Source organism: Thermonema lapsum (genome assembly GCF_011761635.1).
Lineage (GTDB): Bacteria > Bacteroidota > Bacteroidia > Cytophagales > Thermonemataceae > Thermonema > Thermonema lapsum.
Map to the genome: position 1 here is coordinate 22,706 of NZ_JAASRN010000005.1, position 17,020 is coordinate 39,725.

Annotated in this window: 15 protein-coding genes; 8 read left to right on the top strand and 7 right to left on the bottom strand. The window is 46.9% G+C overall.

Annotated elements, in window-relative coordinates:
- The first annotated feature begins 36 nt into the window (after positions 1–36).
- Together FHS56_RS10840 and FHS56_RS10845 are read left to right on the top strand one after the other, a co-directional pair.
- Positions 37–732 (top strand): hypothetical protein, encoded by a 696-nt coding sequence (locus FHS56_RS10840; protein ID WP_166920718.1) that lies wholly within the window; start codon positions 37–39, stop codon positions 730–732.
- Between the two features lie 106 nt (positions 733–838).
- Complete coding sequence (locus tag FHS56_RS10845; protein ID WP_166920720.1) at positions 839–1,702, top strand: hypothetical protein; 864 nt, start codon at positions 839–841, stop codon at positions 1,700–1,702.
- Positions 1,703–1,791: 89 nt separating this feature from the next.
- On the opposite strand, the gene rpiB is transcribed toward FHS56_RS10845, so the two are convergent.
- Both rpiB and FHS56_RS10855 read right to left on the bottom strand, forming a co-directional pair.
- Entirely contained in the window at positions 1,792–2,232 is a 441-nt protein-coding gene (gene rpiB, locus FHS56_RS10850; RefSeq protein ID WP_166920722.1) for a ribose 5-phosphate isomerase B, read from the bottom strand.
- A 44-nt stretch (positions 2,233–2,276) separates the two neighbouring features.
- The gene (locus FHS56_RS10855; RefSeq protein ID WP_166920724.1) at positions 2,277–5,195 is read right to left on the bottom strand and encodes a S8 family peptidase; all 2,919 of its coding nucleotides are present in this window, start codon (positions 5,193–5,195) and stop codon (positions 2,277–2,279) included.
- 102 nt (positions 5,196–5,297) lie between these two features.
- Here FHS56_RS10855 and FHS56_RS10860 point away from each other — a divergent pair, with 102 nt between their 5' ends.
- Complete coding sequence (locus FHS56_RS10860; RefSeq protein ID WP_208409681.1) at positions 5,298–6,401, top strand: hypothetical protein; 1,104 nt, start codon at positions 5,298–5,300, stop codon at positions 6,399–6,401.
- Here the strand turns inward: FHS56_RS10860 and FHS56_RS10865 are convergent.
- Both FHS56_RS10865 and FHS56_RS10870 read right to left on the bottom strand, forming a co-directional pair.
- Complete coding sequence (locus FHS56_RS10865) at positions 6,331–8,133, bottom strand: sensor histidine kinase (RefSeq protein ID WP_166920728.1); 1,803 nt, start codon at positions 8,131–8,133, stop codon at positions 6,331–6,333. The genes FHS56_RS10860 and FHS56_RS10865 overlap by 71 nt on opposite strands.
- 10 nt (positions 8,134–8,143) lie before the next feature.
- Positions 8,144–8,692, bottom strand: a complete 549-nt coding sequence (locus tag FHS56_RS10870) for a YfiR family protein (RefSeq protein ID WP_166920730.1) — start codon at positions 8,690–8,692, stop codon at positions 8,144–8,146.
- Between the two features lie 114 nt (positions 8,693–8,806).
- Between FHS56_RS10870 and miaB the strand changes: the two genes are divergently transcribed.
- Genes miaB through FHS56_RS10890 form a run of 4 tightly spaced genes read left to right on the top strand, consistent with a single transcriptional unit; the run spans position 8,807 to position 12,981 of the window.
- Complete coding sequence (miaB, locus tag FHS56_RS10875; protein WP_166920732.1) at positions 8,807–10,303, top strand: tRNA (N6-isopentenyl adenosine(37)-C2)-methylthiotransferase MiaB; 1,497 nt, start codon at positions 8,807–8,809, stop codon at positions 10,301–10,303.
- A gap of 12 nt (positions 10,304–10,315) precedes the next feature.
- On the top strand, positions 10,316–11,380 hold the full coding sequence (gene cobT, locus FHS56_RS10880) for a nicotinate-nucleotide--dimethylbenzimidazole phosphoribosyltransferase (RefSeq protein ID WP_166920734.1): 1,065 nt from the start codon (positions 10,316–10,318) through the stop codon (positions 11,378–11,380).
- A 59-nt stretch (positions 11,381–11,439) separates the two neighbouring features.
- The gene (hemH, locus tag FHS56_RS10885) at positions 11,440–12,534 is read left to right on the top strand and encodes a ferrochelatase (RefSeq protein WP_166920736.1); all 1,095 of its coding nucleotides are present in this window, start codon (positions 11,440–11,442) and stop codon (positions 12,532–12,534) included.
- 21 nt (positions 12,535–12,555) lie between these two features.
- Positions 12,556–12,981 carry a PaaI family thioesterase gene (locus tag FHS56_RS10890; protein WP_166920738.1) on the top strand — a complete coding sequence of 142 codons (426 nt, stop codon included), beginning with the start codon at positions 12,556–12,558 and terminating at the stop codon, positions 12,979–12,981.
- A 97-nt stretch (positions 12,982–13,078) separates the two neighbouring features.
- On the opposite strand, the gene rfaD is transcribed toward FHS56_RS10890, so the two are convergent.
- The 3 genes from rfaD to FHS56_RS10905 all read right to left on the bottom strand — a co-directional run bounded on the left by rfaD (position 13,079) and on the right by FHS56_RS10905 (position 16,431).
- On the bottom strand, positions 13,079–14,044 hold the full coding sequence (gene rfaD / locus FHS56_RS10895; protein WP_166920740.1) for an ADP-glyceromanno-heptose 6-epimerase: 966 nt from the start codon (positions 14,042–14,044) through the stop codon (positions 13,079–13,081).
- A 6-nt stretch (positions 14,045–14,050) separates the two neighbouring features.
- The gene (gene gltX, locus FHS56_RS10900; RefSeq protein WP_166920742.1) at positions 14,051–15,601 is read right to left on the bottom strand and encodes a glutamate--tRNA ligase; all 1,551 of its coding nucleotides are present in this window, start codon (positions 15,599–15,601) and stop codon (positions 14,051–14,053) included.
- 113 nt (positions 15,602–15,714) lie between these two features.
- Positions 15,715–16,431, bottom strand: coding sequence for a hypothetical protein (locus FHS56_RS10905; protein ID WP_166920744.1), 717 nt, complete (start codon positions 16,429–16,431; stop codon positions 15,715–15,717).
- Between the two features lie 252 nt (positions 16,432–16,683).
- Here FHS56_RS10905 and FHS56_RS10910 point away from each other — a divergent pair, with 252 nt between their 5' ends.
- Positions 16,684–16,962 (top strand): co-chaperone GroES, encoded by a 279-nt coding sequence (locus tag FHS56_RS10910; protein WP_166920776.1) that lies wholly within the window; start codon positions 16,684–16,686, stop codon positions 16,960–16,962.
- The last annotated feature ends 58 nt before the right edge of the window (positions 16,963–17,020 follow it).

Genomic DNA, 17,020 nt, shown 5'->3' on the forward strand with positions numbered 1-17,020 from the left:
CTATATACGTTTGCTTACCTAGAATGTCATTACAAGATGGCAAGTTCAAGACTAAGATACATAAAAATAGAAGGAAAAAATGCGGGGCGTGCCCGACTGGTGTTTCTGGGGGCTGGTCAAGACGCTAATCTTTTTGGTAAATATTTACCTTCGATGCTCCCCTATCCCACTTACCTTATTGAAATACAAAAAATCGCCCCTATCTCTCTTTTCCGACAGCTTCAAGAAATCACTTGGGGCAGTGAAACTGAAATCATAGGATTAAGTATGGGAGCACGCATAGCGCTGTGGACAAGTATTGCACTTCGTCCCATAAAACTCTCTCTGATTGCCCCCGAGGGCATGCCTGCGCATCCGCTACTCCATTGGGTGCTCCGTCCCCAAACAGCCTTTTTATGGGATTGGTGGCATGCCTTGCTTCCTTGTATGCGCAAACACAGACAACACATCATGCATTTTTTGGGCGTATATCCCCCCTTGTCTTCCCAAAAGCTTCGTATGCTGCGCAAACACTGGGGCATTGCCGCCGCCTTTGAAGTATCACCTCGTGCTCTTGAGCTGCTGACCCCCATCCCCGTAAGCATTTACCTCCCGAAACAAGACCGACTTATTTCTTCAAATAAAACAAAGCGCTTTTGGAAGTTTTACCAGCATGTTGAGTTTTTTTTCACCCATGAAACCCATGCAAATGCTCTAAAGAATCAATGCTTCGATATTATTCACAAAGAGTAATTCCAAAAAATCATATGGCTTAAACCATTTTCAACATCTAATCATTAAACCATCGCACGGTTTTTGCATCTAAGTAAGTGAAGTCAAACCCAAAACACAAAAAACTATGAAAAGAGTATTTTGGAAGTATGCAACAATAGTTGCCCTTGCCTCTCTTACAGGCTTGAGCGCTTGTAACAAAAAAGACAGCGAGCCTACCATTCCTGAAGATGCCTATGTACAAGACGGCAATGATTTACAAAGCGAATTCGACGACTTGGAAAGCTTCTCTATCGATGCTACTCTGCAAGCAGAAGCTGCTGCTAAGCCTTCCGATGAAAGTGCAACTGCTCGCGCCAATGGTGTTGTGCGTGGCTGCAACTGCACAATCAACATTGACTCATCTAGAAAAAAAATCACCATCGACTTTGGCACACAAGGCGTACAATGCCAAGATGGACGTATCCGCAAAGGGAAAATCATTATCACCTACACCGGACCTTATATGGAACCAAGCAGCGTGATTACCACCACACCTGAGAATTATTTTGTAAGTAACCGCCGTGGTATTGGCTTTGTGCAGATAGTAGGTACCAGAACCGTTACCAACATCACCGAACAAGGAGGTAACCCTACTCATAGGTTACAAGAGGATGGTAAGCTGATATTCCCCAGCGGACTGGAAGCTACTTGGGAATCAAACCGTGTGCGTGAGTGGGTAAGTGGTTATGAAGGGATTGAAGAGCGGCGCAACCCCTTCGACGATGTCTTTAAAATCACCGGTGAGTGGTCCGGTACTGACCGTCGCAAGCAGTCTTATTCTGCTGAAATTTTGGAAGCCCTGACCATCAACACCGAGTGCTTCTTGAGTCAAAATTACCTACCCGTATCAGGTGTATTGCGGATGGAAGGACCTCGCGCCATTCACGTGATAAATTACGGCAATGGCGAGTGTGACAACACCATCACCGTAACCATCACCAGAAAGTAATTCTTAGCTTCTCGATAAAACAAAAAGCAGCTGGTTGCCACCAGCTGCTTTTTTATTCTCTGTGTATTCCCAGCTACAACAACAATGATTTATGCGCATGCTATCTTTTGCACACGCCGTTCATGGCGTCCTCCTTCAAAGTCGGTAGAAAGAAAAATTTTCACCATCGCTTGGGCTTCTTCCAAAGACACAAAACGAGCAGGCAGACAAATCACATTGGCATCATTGTGTTGACGTGCCAAACGTGCAGTTTCTTCATTCCAACACAAAGCAGCGCGCACTTTGGCATGCTTATTGGCGGTCATACATACTCCATTACCCGAACCGCAAATAAGAATGCCCCACTGTGCTTTTCCTTCGTCTACAGCTTGTGCCACAGGGTGAGCGTAATCTGGATAATCGACCGAATCGGCGCTATGTGTTCCCACGTCTTCTACTTTGTATCCTTCCTGCAACAGCATTTGCTTAATTCCTTCTTTGTATTCAAAGCCTGCATGGTCTGAACCAATGAAAACTACTGCTTTTTCCATGAGTCAATTGGGTTGTTGACGTTCCTTCTACAAAACTAAGGAAATCATTCGACAAGTAGCCGGAAGTAGTACATTTCACCACTCAAAGAAAGCTGTAAAACATAGGCGCCTTGTGGTAAGCCATGTAAATAAAATGATTCTACCCGGGACAACACCGCTTGCCTTAGCAACCTTCCATCATATGCATAAAGCCACCACTGCATGCTTCCGGCTTGTATTCTGTTCGTGTCAACCTCTATGCGCACCACTCCCCTGCTCGGATTAGGATACAGTCGAACTGCCGGCACCTGTGCTGCTTCTATGGCTGTGGGGCTTTTTGGTACTCCTACAATAGCTACTCGCTGCCAAGCGCTGGGCAACAAATGATTGAAATCATAAGAAGCATTTTCTACGAAGAAAAAAGTTTCCGAAGGAAAAGTGTTCACCACATATACCATCGCTGCCCCGCTCTGATACAAAGAGCTATCTGCCCGGTAGAAATTAAAATGATAGCCTCCCGAAGGTACAATAGAAGCAAGATACACGGCATCTGTCTGGTGCACTTCCACCACTGCCGGCACTTGTGGCAGTGCACAAGTACGCAGAGCAAGGAAGCGTTCACGGGCAAGCCCATACAGTGTCCGCAGGCTGTCATGCGAAGGTGCCGACAATACCGCCCATGCTACCCATGCAGAATCTTGTGCTGGAATGCTGAAATGAATGCTTGCCAGTGCTGCTACGTTTGCGTTGTTTCCACCTGCCTGCAAGCGGTTGGAAGTCATGGCGCCCCACATATCCGCCGCAGAGAAACCATCATTCAAAGCAAGGCTACCATTGCTGCCATCCACATCGAAAGCATAGTATGTCGTATCTATTTGACGGAAAGCTTGTAGCAAAGCTATGGCGGCGTAGTGTCCACTACCATCACGGGCATAAATCATGGACACAGCAGTATCAACAGCGCATTGCTGAAGCGAAACATTCGGCAAATCGAAGTCATAAAACAAGCCAAGTCTTACTGTATCGGCAAAAAGCTGGCGGTTGTGCACACGGTATTCTTGAAAAAGCACACCGGGGACTAAAGAATCAAGATATAATCGCTCAGTGACAGTGTATGCACTTGTGGCAGTAGGTTGTAAGAATGTGTACATGGCGGAGGGAGCACTCCACGAAGCCGTTTCTTCAAAATCGTTATTCATGCCCCCCACATAATCGGGCACGGTACTCCACAGACTATCTTGTGAAACAGCCATCACAAAGCCGCCTGCGCGCGCATAAGTAGTATCATTAAAACGCATTCCCTGACTGTAGGGGTAATCATAAACTGCCAAATGCCCCTTCGTATCATACCAAAATGTCAAGCGTTTATCAAAGAGTGCAGGGTACAAAGGCGCAAAACGAAGTTCCACATATTCCCGAAAGATGCCTTGGTCTGCGGTATATTCTATCCCGATGTAAGCCGTATGCGATGCCGGAATATCGCCAGTTCGCTCTATGACCAAAGCACCTAAGGGGGTCTCTTTGCTCTCCAAGGTAGTCATATCGCCTATGTTTGCCGTTGCCGCAATAACATTGACATAAGGCGATAAACTATTGATATGTACTTGCACATGGGTGGCAGGTGTCAGTAAGTTAGTATGTTTCATATGAAGCGCGTAGTGCTCGTTTCCTAAAGCGTATAAAATTGGGTCGGAAGGAGTTACGGCAAACACCTGTGTTTCAGTCAGTGCACGGTAGATGTTTAGTCGTCCCTTACCCAGTTTACCGATAAATCCGGGGTTTTGGGCGTCTATGTTGTCGGCAGTTGCCATCAGGCGTGCCATCACCTGACGGGCATTTAAGCCGGGATAGTGGGCACGCACCAGAGCCGCAGCCGCACTCACTTGGGGAGCAGCGAAAGAAGTACCCGAAATGCCGGTGGCAGGATAATAATCGCTGTCATGGCGGTTGTAAGTAGAATAAATATATTGAGCTGGGGCTGCCACGTCCATATGATAACCAAAAGTGCTGCCTGAACCCCAACCACCCCATTTTTGGTCATTGGCGTTGGTGCCCGGCACGGCTATCACTTCGGGGTACACCGCTGGCGACCACTTTTCGTCTTTACCACTGTTTCCGCCAGCAGCCACCAATACAATGTCGTAGTAATCGACCATCAGGCGCAAAAGGTCTCGCTCAAATTCTGATTCGGGCTCGGTGGGTGTAATGGGGCGCCCAAAAGACATGTTGATGACGGAAGCACCTTGCGCTGCTGCATAAAGCAAAGCGCCGTCGAAGTTGAAATAAGTGAAATCGTCTGAAATAGCTTTAATGGGCAGATAACGACAATGAAAGCCCACACCAGCTATCCCTTTGGCATTATCGGGAGTAGCACTGCTTACTCCTGCTACCACAGTTCCATGATATATCCCGCTTAGGTTGGTATCGTTGCCGGCTACGTCATAATAAGCAGGATGCAGGTTGCCCTGCAAGTCCTCGTGGGTGAGACGAAAACCGTAATCTATAATGGCAATCACCACAGAGGGGTTGCCTTGCTCTATATCCCAAGCTTCAAAAGCCTTGATTTTCTCTAAGTAGTATTGATAGTTGGGTGCATTGGCGGAGTTGGTGCCTGGGTCATTGGGCACATACAGCGGTTGGTAATTATAGAGCGGTTCAGCATAGAGCACCCCAGGCAAGCGGCGCAGGGAGTCCAGAGCTACCTGCAGAGCTTGCTTGCTTTGAGTCTTTACGGTAAAAAACTGCTCCAAGACTGCCGGAGGGCGCTTGACAGCAGGGGCGTAGCGCCATTGGCTTTGTTCCGCATAACGTGGTGTAATCTGCAATGCGGACGATTGCGTACGTTGAACGGACTGTGTCTTTTCCAACCACTGCTGCTTCAATTGGGGCGATACTTTCACCACACCATAAAACCAAACAGACTCTTGTGCAAAAGCAGGCACACAGAAGCACACAAGACAAACAAAAGTCAGAAGGCGTTTCATAAAACTTTCAGTTTCTTTGCATATATCCTTTAAAATAGGAAAATGAAACCATTTCATTTTTCTGCGCAGCGAACGATAGGGACTGTAAGCAGCTGCTTTGTCTTGATAGCATGGCTGTTGGGCAATGTCCATGGGGTTGCCTATACCAACGACTCACTTCACTTTGCAGCTTCCGGGCACTCTTTCTGGCACAATGGCACATGGATAGATGCCAACGGGGCAAGGCTTACACACTGGCAACCTCTTTATCCTACTGTTTTAGGTCTTTTTTTGAAACACGACTCAGGGGTTTTTGTGTTGCATTTGCTGTGTCTGATTTGCTTTATTTATGGAACATGGCGTTTGATACGGCTTTGGCAACTATCTGCTTGGTGCTATGTGGCAATTGTGTGCCACCCCATGGTGCTGACTGCCTTTTCTTTTGTATGGACCGAAGCCCTGGCGTTGCCGCTTTTTGTGTGGTTTCTTTGGGGTTATGAACGGCTTCGGCTCTATACTGGTGCCCAGCGCTTGCCTGTCTTTTTATTGCTTGTAGCCCTTATTTGGTGTCGCTTTAGTTTTCTACCGCCTATTTACGCACTTTTATTGTGGGACATCTACCACTTTCAGCAAACAAAACAGCTACGCCTCGCCTGGCTGCTGCTTGCTGTCAGTCTATTGGCAGTATTTGCATGGGTAGCTTATGCCTATCTTTTACAAGGCGGTATGCTTGAAAACTATGGTATGTGGCAAGCTAACTGGCTCAACACTTTGATACTCTACATGCAAGCATGGGGCAATTACTTTTTACCCTCTGCTACAGTTGTGTTGCTGCCGGTTGCCGCTATAATTAGCATTATAGCATTTGTACAGCGGCTTATAAAGCTGCCTGACGCCTTTTTTCCTCGTCGTCTTGCTGCTGCGGCTGGTGCTTGCTTTCTTTTTTTACTGATGGTCAATATTCAGTCCTACGATGACCAACTGCGTTACCTGCTGCCTGTGTGGTTATGCTTCGTTCCTGCAGTGGGTAATCTATGCCCCACTGCCAGTAGAAGTAAGGTGTGGCATGTGGTGTTGATTACATGGTTGTTGGGCACAGCAGCTCGTAGTTTGCATGCTGCATTTTTTTGGCAGCACATAAGACAAAGCGCCTCCATCATTGAGCAGCCGCTGATTCGTAATCATACAAAGGAGCTTTTGTCAAAGGCAAGCGTACATAAAAGGTAGTGCCTCGTGCCGGTTCCGACACAAACAAAATGCGCCCTCCTAAACGATTAACTACCTTTTTTACAATGTAAAGCCCCAAACCGGCACCTTCCGAGCGCTCATGCCCTCGGTAAAACATCTTGAATATATGGGGTTGAATTTCGAATGGTATGCCCACTCCATTGTCTTCTATCGAAAGAATCAGATTATTGTCTTGTACATCGGCTATAATATATACCATGGGGTAGGGCTTGGTATAGTCAGCATATTTCAGTGCGTTGCTGAGTAGGTTATTTACTATCAAACTCAAGCTAAATTTGTCTATTACAACCTCTGACCTAAACTTCACTTCGTAGCGGATATCTATGCGCCCGTCTTGGTTTAAATAGTTGTAATGCTCTACGCTGTAACGGATAAGGTCTTCCAAATCTACCGGTTCTGCTTTATTGTGTGCTTTGGTTTCCGATACAGCTATAACCAATTGAATGGTTTCATCCAGCCGTTCAATGCTTCGCCGCAAATGGTTCACATACTCTTGCACGTTGGCAGGCGAGGGATTCAATTCCATCAATTGCACAATACCCAGAATAGAGCGCAAAGGTGCGCGCAGTTCATGTGAAGCGTGATATACGAAGTTATCCAGCTCATCGCTCAGCCGTTGAAGTTCAGTCATATTGTGTTTCATGTCGGAGATATCCTGCACCACCACCTCTGCTATATTATGCCCAGCTTTCTTGGCGGCAATCAAGCCCCAGAGGTTTTTATGCTGCTTTACACGCAAGAGTGCCTCTTGTGGTGTCACCCGTCCTTTATGGGTCAACTCTTTCATAAAAGTTTCATAAACAGTGCGCTGTGCAAAAAAACTGGCGAACTGGCGGTCGTTCTCTTTGAGATTCAGAATTTCCTGTGCTTTTGGACTGCTTTGTAAAATTTTATTCTCGGACAAATCGACCAACAGCACTCCTATCAGCTCGTTGTCAAACAAGGCTTTATAGAGCCCTTCTTGTTGTTCAAGGTCTATCTGTTTTTGATGCAGCTCCTTTAATTGCAGGCGTATGGTTGCCAGAATGTAGGCTACCCGCTCATACAACCAACGCACTTCTTTAGATGAGCGAGGTGGTGCATCGGAAATGTAGTAGGTCTGGTTTTGCACGGCTTCGTACAAAAGGTGCTCCAATTGAATGATAGGGTTAATCAAACGGCTTCTAAGAAATACCGAAAGAGGGATGCCGCACAAAAGCAAACAGCCGACAAATAAAAGAGCACTGTTCCATAGCTGTTCTTGCTTGAAAGCCCGCAACTCTGAGGTATTTACTTTGGCATACAAGTAGCCCAGCAATTCAGCATGCATGCCACGTATGTCAGCCTTAACGTACAAATGTTCTTCTGCCCATTGCACACTGTCGGTGGTAAGGGCAGCGCCTAAAAAAGTATTCCCGGCAGGATAAGAAAGCCACACACTTCCATCAGGAGTTACCAACTGTACACATTCTACCATCTTTTGCGCTGCTATTTTCTCTATGAACTCGCCAGCAGCTTCCGGTTGTCTCAACTCAATGGGCACAATGCAATATTCGGCGGTCATGCGCAGTTGGTTGAGATGATAGCTTACAAAATGGCGTTTGTGTTGCTGATAGCTGCTATGAAACATAAAATAAAACCCCAACAAAAGCGATACCCCCACCGCCACAAGTGTGTAGAGGGTAATGCGCTTGTCTAATGTCCAATAGCTTTTGCCTTTTATCGCAACCATAGGCACTTCCCTACTTTACTATTTTGGCGAGCTTCAACAGGCGAAAATTGACCACGAAGCCCTTTTGTGTGAGGATTCTTGTATTCATTTCAAACTTCACCTTGCCTTCCGATTCAAAAAAATTCACCATACTTACCTCTTGAGCATAGCCCGGAGTATCACTTACGATTAAAGCACTACTTTGTTGTAGGTAAGGCAACAATTGGCGCAAATGTGTTTCTGAAAGCCTTCCTAACCATATGACGTCAAAAGGCATATGCAGCATCTCTTGCTCATCATGTATAGGAAGCACTCCTATAACTCTTGATTTTGCCTTGCGCTCGGCATATACTTTTCGCAAGACGCGCAGCATCTGATTGTCTTGATAAACCCCTATCAAAAAGACATCTTTCTGAGGACGATGCAATACCGGCCACTCAATAAAATCAACCATCTTGGCTAAAAGGGCTGCCTTTACCTGCCAGTCGTCCACCTCTGTTGTAGGCTGCGACCACGTCGGAATCCATATACCTCCAAATAGCAACAAGCAAAATGCAATTTTGAACCCCAAGTCCTTCATGAAATGTTTGTGCAATAACAGTAGAACCATTCTAAACAAAGGCAAAATACAAAACCTATCGCTTATTTCCTTGAAATTCCTAATTTTGCAAGATGACACATTCTCATGAAGGCTATGAAGCAGATAGTAAAAGACATTGAGTTGATTCAACCTGTGGAAGGGGAAGCTTGTGAAACGGTAAAAACTACCCAAGAACAAGACACCGGCAAAAGCCGCAAATTGTATATTGAAAGTTATGGTTGTCAGATGAACTTCTCTGACAGCGAAATTGTGGCTGCCATTTTACAAGAACATGGCTTCGATACTACCAATAATGCCCAAAAAGCCGACGTAATTTTTCTCAACACCTGTGCCATCCGCGACAACGCCGAACAACGCATCTGGAAGCGTTTACGTGAGCTGGAATCGTTGAAAAACAAAAAACCGGGCTTGCTTGTAGGCTTGCTGGGCTGTATGGCAGAGCGCCTCAAAACCAAGTTGCTCGAAGAAGAAAAAATCGTAGATATCGTAGCTGGTCCGGATGCCTACCGTGACCTGCCGCAGCTTGTAGCAGAAGCCGAAGACGGCAACAAAGCCGTGAATGTCTTTCTCTCACGTGAAGAGACTTATGCCGACATCAACCCGGTACGCCTGAACTCCAACGGCATCACGGCTTTCATCTCTATCATGCGCGGTTGCGACAATATGTGTACATTTTGCGTAGTGCCCTATACCCGTGGGCGCGAACGCAGCCGCAACCCTCACTCTATCGTGCAGGAAGCACGTGCTTTATACGAACGTGGCTACAAAGAAGTAACCCTGTTGGGGCAAAATGTAGATTCCTATTTCTGGACTTCCCATCCCAAGGTTATTTCTCTGAACGAATACCGCAAAGCCCTCACGCGTGGCGAAGACCTCAGCCAATACGAGCAAGTCAACTTTGCCAAGCTGCTTGAAATGGTAGCACAAATAGCTCCTGACCTGCGCGTGCGCTTTTCTACCTCGCATCCCAAAGACATTACCGACGAGGTGCTCTACACCATGCAGCGCTACGACAACATATGCAAATACATACACCTGCCCGTGCAAAGCGGCAACAATCGTATCCTAGAGCTGATGAATCGCACCTATACCCGCGAATGGTATCTTGAGCGCGTGGCAGCCATTCGCCGCATCTTGGGCGAATCCTGCGGCTTATCTTCCGATATGATTGCAGGCTTCTGCAGCGAAACAGAAGAAGAGCACCAAGACACCCTTTCGCTCATGGAAGCCGTAAAATTCGACTTCTCCTATATGTTCTACTACTCGGAACGCCCTGGCACGCCAGCAGCCAAACGTCTGCAAGACGATGTACCATTGGAGGTAAAAAAGCGAAGACTGCAAGAAATCATTGAATTACAAAACAAGCACTCTCTGGAACGTAACCTGATGGACGTGGGCAAAGTGCATCGCGTATTGGTTGAAGGCTACTCCAAACGTTCCAAAGAGCATCTTTTTGGAAGAAATACAGCCAACAAAGTAGTTGTATTTCCTAAAGAGAATTACCAAGCCGGCGACTACGTAGATGTGCTGGTGGAGCAATGCACCAGCGCAACGCTCATCGGCAAAGCCGTAGGCAAATGGACTCCCTAACTGAAAACAACCATGAAAGAATTTATCATAGAACCACTTTCCAAACAATTCGCCACACAAGTACAAGAAAAAATTGACAACAAAATCAAACCTTTAGGTGCTTTGGGCAGGCTTGAAGAGATAGCACTTCAAATTGCCACCATACAGCAAACCCTCACCCCTGCCCTTCAAAAACCTTATGTGTTGGTATTTGCCGGTGACCACGGCATTGCCGTCGAAAGAGTAAGTGCCTATCCACAAGAAGTAACCGCGCAGATGGTACTGAGCTTCGTGCGTGGAAAGGCAGCCATCAATGTGTTTTGCCAACAACACCACTTAAACTTGAAAGTCATTGATGCAGGTGTGGCGGCTGACTTCCCCAAAGATTTGCCTATTGTGCATGCCAAAATAGCCAAAGGCACCCGCAACTTCCTTTATGAGCCAGCGATGACCCAGCAAGAAATGGAGCAAGCCATCCAAACGGGTAGCGAATTGGTCAAAGAAATTCATAAGGAAGGCTGTAATGTGGTGGGCTTTGGCGAAATGGGCATTGCCAATACCTCTTCGGCTTCTGCCATCATGAGTGTGATTACCAAACAACCTGTAGAGGTATGTGTGGGCAGAGGCACAGGTCTCAACGATGAGCAATATCGACACAAAATAGAAGTCTTGCGCAAAGCACTGCTTCACCACCAACTCAGCAGCAATGACCCCTTCGAGGTGCTGCGCATCTACGGCGGCTACGAAATAGCCATGATGTGTGGTGCCATGCTACAAGCAGCGGCGCTGCGCATGCTTATACTGGTCGATGGTTTTATCAGCTCAATAGCTTTTCTAATTGCCTACAAATCCAATCCGTACATACGAAACTACGCTATCTTTTGCCACACTTCGGCAGAGCAAGGGCACCTCAAACTGCTTGAGTATATGCAAGCACGCCCAATCTTACAGCTGGGTATGCGTCTGGGTGAAGGCAGTGCCTGTGCCATAGCTTATCCCGTTGTGGAATCAGCGGTGCGCTTTCTAAATGAAATGGCAAGTTTTGAAGAAGCCGGTGTCTCCAATCGCCAAAATATAGAATCAGACAGCTGTTTGTAACTTTTTGCCAGGGGGTTGGTTTTAATTATACACCAAGAATCACACAAAACAGCCCAACAATGAAAAAAGCAGTACTATTGGTAAACCTTGGTACACCCGATGCTCCACATACACCGGAAGTGCGCCGCTATTTAAAAGAATTCCTTTTGGATGGACGGGTCATAGACATACCCGCGCTTTCGCGTTGGCTTCTGGTCAATCTCATCATTGCGCCATTCAGGGCGCCGCGCTCTGCCAAAGCCTACCGCAAACTGTGGACTGCCGAAGGCTCTCCTTTGAAGGTATATGGCGAACGCCTGAAAACACTGCTGCAGGATGCCTTAGGTGAAGACTACGAGGTGTATCTGGCAATGCGCTACCAAAACCCATCCATGCGCAGCATACTGGCTCAAATTCAACAAAAAGCCTACGAACAAATTATTTTACTCCCTCTTTTTCCACAGTATGCCTCTGCCACCAGCGGCTCTGTGATTCAAAAGTTTTATGATGAAACCCGTCATTGGCAAGCTTTTCCTTCTATAAGCATCGTCTCTTACTTTTACAACCACCCTGCCTTTGTGCAGGCACTGGCAAGCCGGGCGCGCCCCTACATAGAAGCAGACCGCTACGATTACTTTGTTTTCTCATATCACGGGGTGCCTGTGCGGCAAATACAAAAGGCAGACCTTCACGGCTGTTGTTTGCAAACCGAAGACAAAAAAGTGGCAGGCTGCTGCAGCCGGTTGCATGAGCAAAATCAGTATTGCTACCGTGCACAATGCTTTGCCACCACCCGCCTGCTGGCAGAAGCTCTGCAGCTGCCTGCCGAACGCTGCATTACTGCCTTTCAATCGCGTTTGGGCAAAGCCGAATGGATTCAACCCTACACCGAAGATGTCATTCGCCAACTAGCAGAACAAGGTGCCAAAAAAGTACTTGCTTTCTCCCCCGCCTTCATTGCCGACTGCTTGGAAACCACCATCGAGGTAGGCGAAGAATACAAAGAACTTTTTGAAGCGCTGGGCGGTGAAAAGTGGGTACTGGTAGAAAGTCTCAACGACCATGCCAGCTGGGTCGAAGCACTCAGGCAAATAGTAACAGAAGCCACTTTGAACATATCGCGGCAGACGGTTCCTACCCAAGCAACAACTGTCACCAACCAAACAACAGCATAAGCACAACCATAAAAAAACACCATGAGGCTGGTTGAAATACTGAAAAACATGGTGGGCAAAGAAATGCCCGAACAAGCCCCGCCAGTTACCAAGTGGCTCAATTTTGTATTGCGTAAAGTAGAGCAAGGACACCTGACAGCTACTATGGAAGTGCGCCCCGACATGGCAAACCCTTTGGGACTGCTGCACGGTGGCGTGCAAGCGACACTGCTCGACGAAATCATAGGCATGACGGTGCATACTTTAGAAAAAGACAAGCCCTCCGTATCTGTTAACCTAAACATTGATTTTTTAGGGAAGGCACGCGTAGGTGAAACAATAGAGGTAGAGGCATGGGTAGTGCGCCAAGGACGCCAACTCATTCATGTCGTAGGCGAAATACGCAATGCCGAAGGCAAGCTGATAGCCAAAGCAAGCAGCAACATGCTGAACATAGAACCGAAGTAATACCTCTGTGCTTTCAAACAAAGCCCGTGCGCACCGGGTCCTCCGGCTACACGGGCATTTGCTTGTTATTCTAATCCCACAACAAAAAAACGAAATTTTAGTAATATTTGCCGGGCAACAGATAATTTTTTACATAATCGGCAATCCCCTCTTCCAAAGAGGTAAAAGACTTATCGTAGCCCGCAGCACGTAGCTTATCCATTTTTGCCTCGGTAAAGTATTGATATTTATCACGTATGTCCTCCGGGGTATCTATGAAAGAGATGCTCACTGGTTTATCTAACGCATGAAATACAGCTGTTGCCAAATCGAGGAAGGTGCGTGCTTTGCCTGTACCTAAATTGTATATGCCCGAAGGCTTGCGTTTTTCCATCAAGAAAAGACACACCTCTACCACGTCTTTCACATAGATAAAGTCGCGCATTTGCTTGCCATCTTCGAAGTCGGGGCGATGCGAACGAAACAACTTCATGCTGCCGGTTTCGCGAATCTGCCGAAAAGCATGAAACACTACCGATGCCATACGCCCTTTGTGATACTCGTTGGGTCCGTACACATTAAAAAACTTAAGACCCGCCCAGAAAAAAGGTTTCTCTTCCTGCTCCAGCACCCACAGGTCAAACTGCTGTTTTGACCAACCATAAGGGTTCAGTGGCTGCAATTTGGGAATCAATGCCTCGTCGTCAGCATAGCCATGTTCCCCCATTCCGTAGGTGGCTGCCGAAGAAGCATAGACCAAAGGAATTTGATAACGGGTGCAGGCATTCCATACCTCCTTCGAATAGTTCACATTAAGACGCTCAAAAATGGTCTCATCGAACTCAGTGGTATCGGTGCGTGCTCCTAAATGAAACACAAATTCCACAGTCTTTTCATGACGGTGCAGCCAGTCGATAAACTGCTCGCGAGGCACCTGCTCCACTATCGCTTTGCCTTGATAGTTGGGACGCTTGTCTTCGCGCGAAAAGTCGTCAACAGCTACTATGTGTTTGTAGCCGGCTTCATTGAGACGCTGAATCAAACAACTGCCAATAAAGCCGGCAGCTCCGGTTACTACTATCATCTTTGCTTACGATTTGGCAGGAACACCTAAGGTTTCAAGGGCGTATAGCAGACGCTTGACCACTTCTTCCTTACCAAGAATATTCATAATCTCTACCAAATCAGGACCTGCCATCTGCCCAGTAAGAGCCAAACGCAAAGCAGGCATCACCTTACCTACCTTTACTCCCTCAGCTTCTGCCAACTTGCCCAGCAGCTGCTCCATAGCAGTGCCGTCAGGTGCGTCGGTAGTCTGTAGCTTCTCGGCATATGTCTTCAGCAGGCGAGCTGCCTGTTCATTCCAGCGCTTGGCTACTGCTTGTTCATCGAAGGCGGCAGGTGCCACAAAGAAGAAAGAGGCTTCTTCCCAAATATCTTTTGGGAAAGTAATGCGCTCTTTCATCAATTCACAAATACGTATTGCTTTTTCTTTGGCTATGTCGTCGGTGCTTATGCCCACCTTGGCTTGTTCCAAGCCTTCAAAGAAGAAAGGCAACAATTCTTCGCCAGACTTTTGGCGCAGGTACTGTTGATTGAACCACTTGGCTTTTTCGAAGTCGAAGCGCGCACCCGATTTGGTAATACGCTCAAGACTGAACTCTTGAATCAGTTCTTCTAAGGTAAACAACTCACGGTTGTCGCTCGGATGCCAGCCCAACAGCGCCAAGAAGTTGATGATGGCTTCGGGCAAGAAACCGCGTTCACGATACCCTACTGACACATTGCCTTCTTGGTCGGTCCAAGTCAAGGGAAATATAGGGAAGCCCAACTGGTCGGCTACCCGCTTACTTAATTTTCCGTTGCCATCGGGGCGCAGAATCAAAGGCAAGTGCGCAAATTCCGGCGGCTGCCATCCAAAGAATTCATACAACAACACATGGATGGGCGCCGAAGGCAACCACTCCTCACCACGAATGACATGGGTAATTTTCATTAGGTGGTCATCCACGATGTTTGCCAAGTGATAGGTAGGCATGCCGTCCGATTTCAGCAATACCTTGTCGTCCAAGGCAGAAGCATGCACCACTACCCACCCCCGAATATGGTCTTTAAAGCGGATTTCTTTTTTGTGCGGCACCTTCATTCGAATGACATAGGGCTCGCCCGCCTCAATACGCGCCTTTACCTCTTCTGGGGGCAGCGTAAGCGAGTTTTTCATGCTCATGCGCGAGATGGCATTGTACGAAGGATTTTTTGATTTGGCAGCCACCAAGCGCTCACGCATAGCCTCCAGTTCTTCTTCCGTATCGAAAGCATAATAGGCATGCCCCTTTTCTATCAATTGTTCTACATACTGCCGGTACATCGCTTTACGCTCCGACTGCCGGTAGGGTCCATAAGGACCTCCCACTTTGGGGCTTTCGTCGGGCAGCAAGCCCAGCCACTCCAACGCCTCGTAAATATACTCTTCGGCACCGGGCACAAATCGCTTTTGGTCAGTATCTTCTATGCGGATGATAAATTTGCCGTTGTGTTTCTTGGCAAAAAGATAGTTATAGAGGGCAGTTCTCACACCGCCAATGTGCAAGCCTCCTGTTGGGCTCGGCGCAAAACGAACACGCACTTCTTGTTGATTCATAGTTTTCAGACATTTGACGCAAATCTACAAAACTCATCAGGAACAAAGAAGCGAGCCCGGCACCTATTCGCAAGCTCGCTTCCCAAAAACTGACAATATGTCATACTATCCATTCATGCCGCCCACTGCGTCAAATGTTTCATCAACAAGCGTCGGGCTATGGGCACCACGGTCTCTTGCAAGGGACACTGCAGCTTGGCAACAATCAAGAAAGTAGCAGGCTGCGGCAGGGCTTTGTACTTTCTGATAAGCTGCACCTTTACACTCTCGTAAGTTTCTGTTTTTCTCTTTTCTACTTCTTCCAAAAGATTCAGCCGCACCGTACGGTATTCTTCATTAGGCTCGAACAAGGTGCTTTGGTAGAAATAGACCTGCACCGCCTCGGTGCCATCAAAATGCAGCAGCAAATATCCTTCCTCGTTACGCAGCGGCTCTATACCCACCGGCGACAACACCATGTGTTCTTCCACATATTTATAAATGTCTTCGCCCTCTTTCATGACGCGTTTGAGCTCAGGCAAAGCAAACAAAATGATATCTTCAATCACTTGCATGAGCTCGTTGTCTTTCACAATTTTCTCATACTCGAGTGTCAGACGTTCGAAATCCGCTTTGCTGATGACTTGCGGAAACTGCTCATACAGCAAGTTTTTGTTTTTCTTTATGTTCAGAAGGTTTTGGTAGTGAAATACCAAATCCGAAAGCGCCGGATATAGCTTTACTTCACCGAATTCACGGCGCACCTCCTGTAAATAAGCCAGCAATAAGTACTTCTTGTACTCGAAATCCATCAGACCACTTGTCAACCAATCAACACTCAACTTTTTCATAGCCAAAAATCTAATTTTACAAAAGCTTTCACAACAAAAACAACACCATCAAAACATATTTTACTCAAAAAAACAAAAAAAACCAAATATCAACCTCCAACAGAAAAGTAATATAAACCTGACACTTTTACAGTTTTCACCTGACAACGGGTAGATTGGCACAAGAAGTGCTATGCACAAGGGCGAAGTGTTCAACTTCTAAAAAGTGTAAGTGCTATGAGCGCAGCAGTTGAAACCAAAAACAGCAAAAACATGACGCAAGTAAACATCAAGCCTTTGGCTGACCGTGTAGTGGTAGAACCTCTACCCGCAGAAGAAAAAACTAAAGCTGGCATCATCATCCCCGACACTGCCAAAGAAAAACCCCAAGAAGGAGTGGTAGTAGCAGTAGGTCCCGGTAAAAAAGACGAACCCATGACCGTGAAAGTAGGTGACCGCGTGTTGTACGGAAAATATGCAGGTACCGAAATCCAAATCGACGGGAAAGAATATCTCATCATGCGTGAGTCTGACATCTACGCTATCGTCTAAGCACAGATGTAATTTACCCCCTAAAAAATCTCATTTCCCTATTCAATCATAGTAAATG